The 12487-nt window shown below is 61.9% G+C and carries 11 protein-coding genes; 6 read left to right on the plus strand and 5 right to left on the minus strand.

Annotated elements, in window-relative coordinates:
* Positions 1-128 precede the first annotated feature (128 nt).
* From Q1V51_RS02535 to hflX, 6 genes are all read left to right on the plus strand, one after another.
* The gene (locus Q1V51_RS02535; protein WP_300552395.1) at positions 129-2291 is read left to right on the plus strand and encodes an ATP-binding protein; all 2163 of its coding nucleotides are present in this window, start codon (positions 129-131) and stop codon (positions 2289-2291) included.
* A gap of 3 nt (positions 2292-2294) precedes the next feature.
* Positions 2295-3692: a sigma-54 dependent transcriptional regulator gene (locus Q1V51_RS02540; protein ID WP_300552397.1), complete on the plus strand. Its 1398-nt coding sequence runs from the start codon at positions 2295-2297 to the stop codon at positions 3690-3692.
* A gap of 12 nt (positions 3693-3704) precedes the next feature.
* Complete coding sequence (gene trkA / locus Q1V51_RS02545) at positions 3705-5078, plus strand: Trk system potassium transporter TrkA (protein WP_300552399.1); 1374 nt, start codon at positions 3705-3707, stop codon at positions 5076-5078.
* A gap of 3 nt (positions 5079-5081) precedes the next feature.
* Positions 5082-6485 carry a potassium transporter TrkG gene (locus Q1V51_RS02550; protein ID WP_300552401.1) on the plus strand — a complete coding sequence of 468 codons (1404 nt, stop codon included), beginning with the start codon at positions 5082-5084 and terminating at the stop codon, positions 6483-6485.
* A 153-nt stretch (positions 6486-6638) separates the two neighbouring features.
* The gene (gene hfq / locus Q1V51_RS02555) at positions 6639-6911 is read left to right on the plus strand and encodes an RNA chaperone Hfq (protein WP_300552403.1); all 273 of its coding nucleotides are present in this window, start codon (positions 6639-6641) and stop codon (positions 6909-6911) included.
* Entirely contained in the window at positions 6908-8251 is a 1344-nt protein-coding gene (gene hflX / locus Q1V51_RS02560; RefSeq protein WP_300552405.1) for a GTPase HflX, read from the plus strand. The genes hfq and hflX overlap by 4 nt, the downstream gene beginning before the upstream one ends.
* On the opposite strand, the gene mazG is transcribed toward hflX, so the two are convergent.
* The 5 genes from mazG to tmk all read right to left on the minus strand — a co-directional run bounded on the left by mazG (position 8248) and on the right by tmk (position 12487).
* A complete protein-coding gene (gene mazG, locus Q1V51_RS02565; RefSeq protein WP_300552408.1) occupies positions 8248-9054 on the minus strand; it encodes a nucleoside triphosphate pyrophosphohydrolase in 807 nt (268 codons plus the stop codon). The genes hflX and mazG overlap by 4 nt on opposite strands.
* A 106-nt stretch (positions 9055-9160) precedes the next feature.
* Entirely contained in the window at positions 9161-10018 is an 858-nt protein-coding gene (locus tag Q1V51_RS02570; RefSeq protein WP_300552411.1) for an MBL fold metallo-hydrolase, read from the minus strand.
* A complete protein-coding gene (locus Q1V51_RS02575; protein WP_300552414.1) occupies positions 10015-10797 on the minus strand; it encodes a TatD family hydrolase in 783 nt (260 codons plus the stop codon). Before Q1V51_RS02575 ends, Q1V51_RS02570 begins: the two co-directional genes overlap by 4 nt.
* A 17-nt stretch (positions 10798-10814) precedes the next feature.
* Positions 10815-11858: a DNA polymerase III subunit delta' gene (locus Q1V51_RS02580; protein WP_300552417.1), complete on the minus strand. Its 1044-nt coding sequence runs from the start codon at positions 11856-11858 to the stop codon at positions 10815-10817.
* Entirely contained in the window at positions 11855-12487 is a 633-nt protein-coding gene (gene tmk / locus Q1V51_RS02585; protein WP_300552420.1) for a dTMP kinase, read from the minus strand. Before tmk ends, Q1V51_RS02580 begins: the two co-directional genes overlap by 4 nt.

The raw sequence follows: 12487 nt of genomic DNA on the forward strand, positions 1-12487 counted from the left end.
TGATTTTTCGCAACAGAGCGTTAGGCTGGCGCAAACAGCCAACGGAAATCGGTTTGTCGTCAACGGGTACGCATACTCTGATCCGGAATATTTCTCCTCGATCCGCCGCGTTTTTTGTGGCCGGGCTGGTGCTTGCGACCTCGATCCTGGTTGGCACGGCGGTCGCGGTGCTGGGCGGTTTTGGCACCCTTGATCCGGGAAATCCGCTGGCGCTCTATATCCTCGGCGGCAACGCAGCCCTACTCGTCGTTCTTGGTCTTGTGGTTGCGGTTCGGTTGCGGCGGCGCATCGGCGGGCGTGGCTTTGGCGAACCGGCGCCGCGCCTGCACCTGCGCTTCGTGGGACTGTTTGCGCTGGCGGCGGCCACGCCGGCGATCTTCGCGGCTGTCTTCCTCGGCGCGGTGCTCTCACGCGGCGTGGAATACTGGTTCGGCGAACAGGTCAGTAGTTTCGTTGAAACCACCCGCCAGACCTCGCAGGCTGTTTTCTTTGAGGAAGCCGAGACCACACGCGGGCGCATGAGCCGGATCACTGCGGAGATCGAAACGGATGAAGCCGTCGAAATGTTCCGCAATAGCCGCATCCAATTCAACCGCGTCTTCGCCGCCGTCACGGCGCGTGCCCAGCTGGATGCCGCTTACATTATCGACCGCAGCGGGACCCGTCTGGCCGAGGCCGAGTTCCGGGCGGATGAGGTCTACATCCCGCCGACATCCGTCATGTATGACGATGCGGACGAAGGGCTGGCCGGCACGACCGGGCCGTTCTTCTCGATACGCGCCGGACTGCCCGAAGGCGCAGAAGCCATGCGCATGCTGTTCCGGCTGGAGAATTACGACAGCGCCTATCTTTATGTTTCGCGTGAAATGGATATGAGCCTGTGGCGCGACATCCTCAATGCCAGCGAGTCCCTGCGTGTGGTGCGCGAGAGCGAAGCCAATGCCCGTGCCGTCTTCTTCCTGATCTATGCCGAGGTCGTGGCGCTGATCATCATCGGCGCGATCTGGTTGGCGCTTTCAGCCGCAACCCGCGTGGTAACGCCGATTTCGCGCCTCGTCGCGGCGGCTGAGCGCGTCCGGATCGGTGACCTGGATGTCCGGGTGCAGATGGGCCGTGAGGATGATGAGATCGCCGCATTGGGCCGGGCGTTTAACCGGATGACGCGGCAATTACGCAGCCAGCGCCGTGAATTGATCGAATCCCATGCCGAGTCGGAGCAGCGCCGGGCCTTTACCGAAGCGGTGCTGGCCGGTGTCAGTGCCGGTGTCATGGGGGTCGACCCGTCTAACCGGATCGCCCTGATTAACCGCTCGGCGGTCAGCCTGTTGAGCCCGGGCACGGATGATCTGATCGGTACTGCGGTTGAGGACATCTCCGAGGAGCTCGCCGGTGTTGTCGAACGGGCAAGGCGTCGGCCCGGCATCATCGCGGAGGCCCAGGTTGATATCGAAACGGCAGACGAGCAGACGCGGCACCTTTCCGTGCGTGCGACGATGGACGAGGAAGCCGGGCTTATCGTCACCTTTGATGATGTTACGCGCCTGGTGAACGCGCAGCGCAATGCCGCCTGGCGCGACGTCGCACGGCGCATCGCCCACGAGATCAAGAATCCGCTGACCCCGATCCAGCTGTCCGCTGAACGCATCAAGCGCAAATACCGCGCAGAAATCACCTCCGATCTGGAGACGTTTGACCGCTGTACCGACACCATTGTCCGCCAGGTGATGGATATCGGGCGCATGGTCGACGAGTTCTCTTCCTTCGCCCGCATGCCGCAGCCGAAGGTCGAGGTGGTGGAGATGGGCGAATTGACCCAGGCCGCAGCCTTTGCCCAGCGTGTGGCCTCGCCGAAGATTGAGGTCGGCTATGTGGCCGCGCCGGACAAGATCTTCGCGCTGTGCGATGCCCGGCTGTCGAGCCAGGCGCTTGCCAATATTCTCAAGAATGCGGCCGAAAGTGTCTCCAGCCGGATGAAGAATGAAGTCGGCGGCGATCTGCCAGGTTGCATCGATGTCTCGCTCCGGGCTGATGAAGAGTTTGCGATTATCGAGGTTTGCGACAACGGCCTGGGATGGCCAACCGCCAACCGCGAGCGCCTGACCGAGCCTTACATGACCACGCGGGAGAAGGGCACGGGCCTGGGCCTCGCGATCGTGAAGCGGGTGATGGAAGACCATAATGGACGATTGGAACTGGACGTGCCCAAGGATGGGCATGGCGCCGTCGTTCGGCTCGTCTTCCCGCTGGCCCAAGATACTGAAACCATGATGCCTAGCGTACAGGAGGCCTGATCCATGGCACGTGACATCCTGATCGTAGACGATGAAGCCGATATCCGGGAACTCATCGGCGGTCTGTTGGAGGATGACGGGTACGAAACCCGCGAGGCGGGCGATGCCGATGGCGCGCTCCGCGAAATCCGCGCCCGCAAGCCGTCTCTGGTGATCCTCGACGTCTGGCTGCAAGGCAGCCGGCTGGACGGTATTGAATTGCTCGACGAGTTCAGCGCTATCGATCCCAACCTGCCGGTGATCGTGATTTCCGGTCACGGTAATATCGAAACGGCGGTGGCGGCGATCCGGAAGGGCGCTTACGACTTCATCGAGAAGCCATTCAAGAGTGACAAACTCCTGCTGACCGTGGCCCGCGCGCTTGAGACCAGCCGCTTGCGGCAGGAAAATGCCGAGCTGCGCGCCCGTTCGGAAGTGCAGAGCACGCTGATCGGCTCCTCCTCCAGCATCGTCCAGGTCAAGCAGCTGATTGATCGGGTAGCGCCGACTAATAGCCGGATCATGATCAAGGGCCCCTCCGGGGCGGGCAAGGAACTCGTCGCGCGGCAGATCCATGAGAAATCCCCGCGGGCCAATGCCGATTTCGTTGCGGTCAGTGCTCCGGGCATTTCGCCGGAGCGCTTCGAGGAAGAGCTTTTCGGGCGCGAGCATGAGGATGGCAAGCTGAAGCATCCCGGCCTGCTCGAGCGGGCCCATGGCGGCACCCTCTATCTCGATGAGATCGCCGACATGCCGCAGGAGACCCAGAGCAAGCTGCTACGCTTGCTGGTCGAACAGCGTTTCCGCCGGGTTGGCGGGACCGAGGATGTGAAGGTCGATGTGCGGGTGATCTCCAGCTCGGCGCGCGATCTGCATGGCTCGATCGAGGCGGGCGGTTTCCGCGAGGACCTCTATCACCGGCTTGCCGTGGTTCCGGTCAACGTCCCGGCTCTGGCTGAGCGCCGTGAGGACATCCCCGCGCTCGTGGAGCATTTCCTCGGCAACCTGACCGCTTCCGCCGGCTTGCCGCGCCGAGGCTTTGGAGACGACGTCATGGCAGCCCTACAGGCCCATAGCTGGCCCGGCAATGTCCGGCAGTTGCGCAATAATGTGGAGCGTCTGCTGATCCTGGCGACCGGTGCGCCGGATGAGCCGATTACGCTGGCATCTCTGCCGTCAGAGGTCGTGGCCCGGGACAATCAGGAATCAGGCTTCGACAGCGAGAAAATGATCGCCCTGTCTCTGCGTGAGGCGCGGGAGAGCTTCGAGCGGGAATATCTCAAGGCGCAGATCGACCGATTCGGCGGGAATATCTCGCGCACGGCCGCCTTCATTGGCATGGAGCGCTCTGCCCTGCATCGCAAATTGAAGTCCCTCGGTGTGGGTGGTACGCAAAAGGATGCGGCCCCGACAAGCTCCTGATAGGGTGCCGGCATGAAAGCCATCGTATGCGGCGCGGGTCAGGTCGGTTTCGGCATCGCCCGAGCACTTGCCCAGGAGGGCAATGCAGTCACGGTTGTCGACTGGTCCACGGACCTGATCGACAATATTGTCACGGACCTCGATGTGCGGGGCGTGGTGGGGCATGGCTCCCATCCCGATGTGCTCGAGCGCGCCGGGGCGGCTGACGCAGACCTGATCGTGGCGGTCACCCATTCCGACGAGACCAATATGGTCGCCTGTCAGGTCGCCCACTCCCTGTTCGAAACGCCGATGCGGATCGCGCGTGTCCGGGCGCAGAACTATCTCGACCCGGCCTGGGGCGATTTGTTCACGACCGGCAATCTGCCCATCGACGTCATCATTTCGCCTGAGCTCGAGGTTGGCCGCGCCATCCTGCAAAGGGTTGAAACGCCGGGCGCCTTCAACACGGCGGTCTTCTCCGGCGGGCGGGTACAATTGCTCGGTCTGAGGCTGGAAGAAAGCTCTCCGGCAGCTGGCTCATCCAGTGAACAATTACTGGAGCTGTTTCCCGACCTCAGAGTGGCTGTGGTCGGCGTGCAGCGCGAGAAGACGCTGTTTATACCGCAGCCCGGCGACCCGCTGCTGGCTGGCGATGACGTCTATGTCGTCACTCCAGGGGCGCAGGCTCGCCGCGTTCTCGATATCTTCGGGCGCGATGCGGAGACGGTACGCCGCGTGGTCATCGTCGGTGCCGGCAATATCGGGGTCTATGTCGCCCGGGCGCTGGAACGCGCCGGCGGGGTCAAGGTGCGTCTCGTCGAGGCCAACAAGGCCAAGGCTGAGGCCGCTGCAGAGCGCTTGAAGAAAACCGTGGTCTTGCATGGCGATGGACTCGATGCCCGCATCATGCGGGAAGCTGGTGTCGCGGATGCAGAGCTGGTCGTCTGCGTCACCAATGACGACAAGGTCAACATGCTGTCCGGTGTCATGGCGAAGCGGGAAGGGGGGCAGCGCGCGCTCAGCCTGATCAATGAGCGCTCCTTCGAGGATCTGCGTGAACCTCTCGGTATCGATGTCCTGATCGATCCGCGGGCCACCACGGTGTCGACCATTCTGCAGCATATTCGCCGTGGCCGGATCACCGGTTTGCAGACGCTTGGCGGTGGTCAGGCCGAGGCGCTTGAGGGTATCGCGCTGGCAACCTCGCCGCTGGTAGGCCGTGCGATCCTGGATCTGGAATTGCCCGATGGTGTCGCCCTTGGGGCCGTGGTACGCGGCGACCAGGTCATTTTGCCCGGGGATGATGAACGCGTGCGCGAAAACGACCGTGTGCTGCTCTTCTGCAGCTCCGCCATGATCGCAAAGGTCGAGCACCTTTTCCGGGTCAGCCTGGAATACTTCTAGACCATGGGAACCAGCGCGCTACTACGCCCCCTTGCGGGATTGTGGAGTCTGTTTGGCGCTCTGGCGCTGCTGGCCGCGCTGTTTTCGTTTTCTCTCGGGGAAGGGCATCTCGCCGGGTTGTTCCTGGCCTCGGCGATGCTGGCCGGTGTGCCCGGCTTGATGATCCTGACGGCGACCCGCGGCATGGCGGTCACGGCCAGTGCCGTCGATGCTGTTTTACTGGCCCTTGTGGCCTGGTCCACGACGCCGGCATTTGCCGCGCTTCCCTTCTACCTGTCGGGCTATTTCACCCAGGGCGATGCGTTTTTTGAGGCCTATTCAGCGGTCACAACCACCGGGGCCATCTTGCTCCCGGCAGAGGAGTTGCCGCGCAGCCTCGTCCTCTGGCGCGCCCTGCTGAGCTGGATGGGAGGGTATGCGACGCTGATGCTGGCCGCCGCGATCTTCGCAGCACTCGACAAGGACCTGCCGGCTATCCGCAGATCATCCTTGCTCACCATTCGTCCGGATAACGTCTTCTCGCATCTGCGTCTCGCCGCTCAGCGCATCGGCTTACTGTACTTCGTTATCACCGCGGCAGCGGGCATCGCCCTGATGTTTGCCGGTCAGGAATTATTCAGTGCCAGCGTGTTGGCCATGGGCGCGATTTCCACCGGCGGCTATGCCCCGTTTTCCGGTTCCTTGCTTGAGCCGCTGGGCGTGACCGGGACGACTTTCGTCGCGCTGACCTGCCTTGTCGGAGCCCTCAATATCTCCCTGTTCTGGGACGCCTTGAGAGACAAGACGGCATTGGTTGACCCCGATCTATCGGGGCTGGCAGCCCTGGTTGGTGGCGTGGCCGTGCTGTTTTATATTTCCGAGCCGGAAAACCCGCTGCGCCATGCCACCGACGCCCTGTTTGTCATCAGCACGGCAGGCTACTCCACGGTGTCCCAACTCTCTGCTGCCCCGCTGGCCGCCGTTTTTGCCGCTTTGATCGGCGGTGCAGCGGCATCCACGACCGGTGGGGTCAAAATCTCCAGAATCCTCATGCTCTGGAAGCGTATGGGCACCGAGCTGGCCGTCCTGGCCGACCCCTCGAGTGTCGCACCGGTGAAATTCCGCGACCGGGCGGCTCCTGATCGCAGCTTGTTGTCAGTCTGGTCCTACGTGCTCGCGTTCGCCGCCGTGCTTGGCTTTGGTGCCATCGTGCTGACGATAGCCGGAGCCGCGTTTGAGCAGGCGTTTGGCGCTGTTGCGGCCGCTCTGGCCAATGCCGGGCCGCTCTTCCAATCCCTGGCACCAGAACAGAGCTGGACGGATCTGAGTGCTGCAGCCCGGACCTGGCTTATCCCGGTGATGATCCTAGGACGGCTGGAAGTGCTGGCCGCACTGACAGCGATCGGCGCGCTCTTGATGCGGCGCTAGGGGGATGGCGGGCGTCTTGATACAGCTGTTGATCGCTAGCGACAGCGCTTCGTTTCGGCTTTGTTTGAAAAATGAGATGGTTGCAGGGAGCGGTGAGGGCTGTATAGGGTAAGTAACGAATCGCCTTCAAAGAGCGAAAGACGTGGAGTCCTTATGTCTCACGATAAAAAACAAAACTTGCAGGACGTTTTCCTCAACTCGGTGCGCAAATCGAAGACACCCCTGACGATCTTCCTGGTCAACGGGGTCAAGTTGCAGGGTGTCGTAACGTGGTTCGACAATTTCTGTGTCTTGCTACGTCGGGACGGTCTGTCTCAACTCGTCTACAAGCACGCGATTTCCACGATCATGCCGGCTCAGGCTGTCCAACTTTTCGATCAGGAAAAGGAAGACGAGGCGGCCATTTCTGAAAGTGTGGCGGATTGATCGAGCGCGAAGCGCCCGTTACACGAGCGACCGTCATCCATCCAGGATTGCGCGATCATATGGCTCGCGCCGATGCGCGGCTTGAAGAAGCGTCTGGCCTGGCCGAAGCCCTCGACATGGAGCTGGCCGAGGCGTTCATCGTGCCCCTTCGGAAAATTGAACCCGGGCGGTTTTTCGGCCGGGGCAAGGTTGATGAGCTCAAGCTGCAGCTGAAGCAGACCGAGAGCGATGTCGTCGTGATCGACGCTTCGCTGACACCCATCCAGCAACGAAATCTGGAGAAGGCCTGGCAGGTCAAGGTCGTCGACCGGACCGGGCTGATCCTTGAAATCTTCGGCCAGCGGGCGCGCACCAAGGAAGGTGTCTTACAGGTCGAGCTGGCCCGTCTGGCCTATGAGCGCTCCCGCCTGGTGCGCACCTGGACCCACCTTGAACGTCAACGCGGCGGCCGCGGCTTCCTTGCCGGCCCGGGTGAGACCCAGATCGAGACGGATCGACGGCTGCTGGCCGACAAGATGGCCAAGCTGCGACGCCAGCTGGATGATGTCCGCCGTACGCGCGCCTTGCACCGCAAGACCCGCCAGGACACGCCTTTCCCGACGGTCGCCTTGGTGGGGTATACCAATGCTGGCAAGTCGACGCTGTTCAACACATTGACCGGTGCCAAAGTGCTGGCGCGTGACATGCCGTTCGCGACTCTGGATCCGACGGTGAGGGCGGTCAAATTGCCCCGCGGCATGCAGATCCTGCTTTCCGATACGGTGGGGTTCATCACCGACCTTCCAACCGAGTTGATCGCCGCGTTCCGCGCGACTCTCGAGGAGGTCCGCGATGCGGATATCCTGATCCACGTCATTGACGCTTCTGATCCGGATCTGGAGGGGCGCGTCGCTGATGTGGAAGGCGTGCTCAAAGCTATCGAAGCCGGCCGCGAATTCCAGCAGCCCGTGATTGAAGCCTGGAACAAGTCCGACCTGTTGAGTGCCGACGATTTCGAAGAGGTCGAGCTGGAATGCATGCTGGCCAATCGCAAGGCCGGGCAGGTGGTCAAGCTGCCGATATCCGCAGTTGAGGACATCAATCTCGACGCGCTTTTGGCGACGATCGAGACCGCACTCGCCCAACGTGGCGAAGTGCTTCATCTTACCCTGCCACCGCATGAGGGCCGCGCCATCGCCTGGCTATTGGCAAATGGCGATGTACTCCGTGAGGTGCGGGATGATGAAACCGGTGTCGTTGAGGGCGACTACCGGCTGTCGACCGTCGATGCCGGCCGCTTCCGAGCGCAATTTCCGCATCTTGCCGCACCCTTGCCGGTCGATGACCCCTACGAGGTTTAAACCTCAGAGCCGGCCTTTTGGCGCTGCTTGGCTTCGACCCAGAGCGCTTCCATTTCTTCCAGACTGGTGTCTTCCGGCTTGCGCCCCGAGGCCGCGAGTTTGGTTTCGATATAGCGGAAGCGGCGCTCGAATTTTGCGTTTGCACCCCTGACGGCCGCCTCAACATCTACTTTGAGTTTTCTTCCCAAGTTCGTGCAAACAAAGAGCAAATCACCCACTTCTTCAGCCACGTGTGCCTGGCTGCTATGCGCGACTGCATCGCGAACTTCGGCGATTTCCTCGTGCACCTTTTCCAGAACGCGCTCTGCGTCCGGCCAGTCAAATCCAACACGGGCTGCCCGTTTCTGCAGTTTCTGAGCTCGCTTGAGCGCGGGCAGGGCCACCGGAACATCGTCCAGCACGCTGTCTGCGCGATTCTTCGCGGCTCGCTCCCGGGCCTTTTGTTCTTCCCAGGCTTCTGTTTGGGCCTCACTGTCACGGTGGCTGTCGTCGCCGAAAACATGCGGGTGGCGACGGGTCATCTTGTCATTGATCGCCAGACACACATCATCAAAGTCGAACAGGCCGGCTTCCTTGGCCATTTGGGCGTGAAAGACGACCTGCAACAGGAGATCACCAAGCTCATCCTTTAGGTCGACATAATCCTCGCGCTCGATGGCGTCTGCCACCTCGTAGGCTTCTTCAATGGTGTAGGGTGCGATAGTCGAGAAATCCTGTTCTACATCCCAGGGGCAGCCGGTCTGTGGATCTCGCAGCTGGCGCATGATGGTGAGCAGGTCGTCAATTGGACGGCTGGGCGGCATGAGGGGGCTCCGAAATCTGGAGCGCCGAGTCTAGCCGAGATTCGTCGCGCCGCGACATATACATTAGGCGCATAATAAATATTATGAGAAATAAATAGCAGTCCGTTTAGGGCTGCGGGGCTAACGCAATCGACCCGTTGTCGTCGGTGATTGTCAGCCCGTCATACCCACAGCTTACATGAGCCGGCAATTCGGCCGCCAGGGCATCATAATCCAACGTGATGTGGAGATTGGTCAGGACACCCTGTTTCGCTGAAACGGCTTCTAGCGCGCCTAGAGCATCAGAGACCGAGAAATGTGTCGGATGCGGCTCATGGCGCAAGGCGTCGACGACCCAGCAGCCGATACCCCTGATAATGACGGCGCTGTCATCGGGCAAAGCGCTGATATCGGCCGAATACGCCAGATTGCCAATCTTGAAGCCCAATGACCGTATGCCACCATGTTCCTGGTCAAAAGGCGTGATCGCCACACCCCCGCCGGGACCTTCAATATTCAGGACATGGCGCGGTTGCGGCATGTCACGCGCGTCGAGGATCGCCGGATATGGCGAACCTGGTGGCGCCTCGAAGGCATAACCGAACCGGACCAGGAGTGAACTGCGCGTCGCGGCGTCCATCCACACTGGAATACGTTGACGCTGGAGCAAGGCAAAAGCCCGCAAATCATCCAGGCCATGCGTCTGGTCCGCGTGATCATGTGTAACCACCACGCCATCGAGGCGCGGCACGGCGGCAGAGATCATCTGTTCGCGAAAATCCGGCGCCATGTCGATGGCGATGCGCGTCACACGGGAGCCTTCGGCCAAGTCGTCACGCGTTCGGGCCGCTTCAACAAGCGCCGCACAGCGGCGACGACGGTTTTTCGGATTTCCCGGGTCGCACGCGCCCCAGTCCCCGTTGGCGCGCGGCACACCGCCCGACGAGCCCGAACCTAGAATCGTCAACCGGATCACATGACTCATCCGCGCGGAACCTTGTCAAACAAGCGGTAAAACGCATCCGTGGTGCGCGAGCCGCACTCTTCCAGCGACCAGTCCTTGACCGCGGCCAGACCCGCAGCGACAGCCGGCAGGAAGGACGGCTCGCATCGCTTTCCCCGATGCGGAACCGGAGCCAGATAAGGACAATCCGTCTCGATGATGACCCGGTCGTCGGGCACTTCGCAGGCAAACACCTCCCGCACATCGTCAGCCTTCTTGAAGGTGATGATGCCGGAGGCGGCAAAGTAGGCGCCGAGCTTGGCCGCCCGGTGAGCGAGGCCGACGCTGCTGGTATAGCAATGCATCAGCGGACGGAACGCCCCCTTCCCCATTTCCTCTTCCAGCAGACCGGCCATAGCCTCGTCGGCGTCCCGGGTATGGATCACGAGCGGCAGATCGGCCCGCCGTGCGGCTTCGATATGGGTTTTAAAGCTCTGAAACTGTTCTTCTTTCGGGCTGTAGCCGTAATAGAAGTCCAGACCGGTCTCGCCAATCGCGACGACGCGAGGATGCTGAGCGATCTCAACCAGCTCTTCCGCAGAAATATCTGGCCGGTCCTTGGCATGATGCGGGTGCGCGCCGATCGTGCACCAGATATCGTCATAGCGCTCCGCAATGGCCGAAACCGCCGAAAAGTCGCTGAGCTGGCAACAGATCGTGATCATCTTGTCCACACCGGCTGACCGGGCGCGCTCGATAACGGCATCGAGGTCTTCGGCGAATTGCTCGCCGTGGAGATTGACGTGGCTGTCTATGAACATGGTCGGTTTCTGTACTGTCAGGCTAATTCAGCCCGTGCGGCCTGTGTCACCAGCGACAGGGCGGCCAAGGCGGTTTGCTTGGGATCGAGATAGAGGCCATCACTATCCCGGACAAGACGATTGAGCGACCGCCAGGCTTCAATCCACGGCTCGCTATTTCCGCCCTCCAGTGCAATCGCACGGCTGCGTCGCTGGATAGCGCTGCGCAGGGCGCCATAGAAGACCGGCCCCTTTTCTGCGCCCGTCTTGCCGGTCACCATGTCGGCGAGCTGGCGGATATCTTTTTCGCTCGCGCTTCTCCCCTTGTCCACGAGGCTGTCGATACGGTCGGCCAGTTCGACCCCGCCGCTGACGCTCAAGGCCAGGGCGCGGCCCGGCGCGCCGCCGGAAAGCTCGGCCGCCTGGCGCGCAGCTGACGCGTCGGAAAGACCGGCATTGCTTTGCAGCCAGCTTGCTGTCGCTTCGACCGAAGGCAGTCTGAGATCTAGGCGGCGGCAGCGGGATCGGATCGTGGCCGGCAGTCGGCCGGGAGCATGGCTGATCAGTATCAACAGCCCCCGTTGCGGTGGCTCCTCAAGCGTTTTGAGCAAGGCGTTGGCCGCATTGGTATTCATGTCATCCGCGCTATCAACAAGACAGACGCGCCACCCCCCTGCCCCTGCACTTTTCTCGAAAAAGGCCGGCGCGCGCCGGGCTTCATCGACGGTGATTTCAGCGCGCCAGCGCTTGCGTTTTTCATCCCAAGGACGACGCAGAAGCAACAGATCCGGACAGGCCTGGGCCTCAAGCTGGCGACACACAGGATCGGCTGGATCGGCGCCCAGCGGGCCATAATCTGGAAAAGGTGCAGCGCCGAGGACACGGCGGGCAATACGCCAGGCCAGGCTCGCCTTGCCAACCCCGCGGGGGCCGCAAATCAGCCAGGCATGATGCAGTCGCCCGCTTTCCCACGTCGTCACGATTTCCTGCTCGATATCCTCATGAGCGAACAGGTCGTAACGCTCACGGGGAGGCAGGCAGCCCGGTTCACTGTCGGAAGCGATGTCTGGATCGGTGTTCATACGGCTTGGTCCAAGCGCGCATGAATTTGCTCCAGGGCTCCGGCAAACACTTCATCGGGCGATTTGGCCGCGCTCAGGACGGCACATCGCTCTGGATGGGCCGAGGCGATGTCGAGGAAGGCTTGCCGCAGACGAGCATGAAAGTCTGTGTCGTGCAGTTCAAACCGGGTCGGGTCCTCGCCACGCTCGACCGTCCGGCGCAGGCCAACCAGCGGATCGAGGTCGAGGATCAGGGTCAAATCGGGCTGAAACTCACCCAGGGCCGCACGGTGCAAGGCCTCAATGCGCTCAGGCGGGACACCGCCAGCGCACCCCTGATACGCCGTCGTGGAGTCGGCGAAACGGTCCGACAACACCCAGGCACCCCGCGCCAGAGCCGGTTCGATCACGCGTTCGACATGGTCAACCCGGGCCGCATACATCAGCAGGGCCTCAGCCATGGCCGACCAGCGATCCGTAGCGCCGGTCAGCAGGATTTCACGCAGCATCTCCGCTCCCGGCGTGCCGCCGGGCTCGCGCGTGACAATGACTTCCAGGCCCTTGCCCTGGAGGTGGCATTGCAGGCGCTGGATCAGGGTGGTCTTGCCGGCCCCCTCACCGCCCTCAAGCGATATAAAGCGTCCGCGCAC

It is taken from the genome of Maricaulis sp., from assembly GCF_030149235.1.
GTDB lineage: Bacteria > Pseudomonadota > Alphaproteobacteria > Caulobacterales > Maricaulaceae > Maricaulis.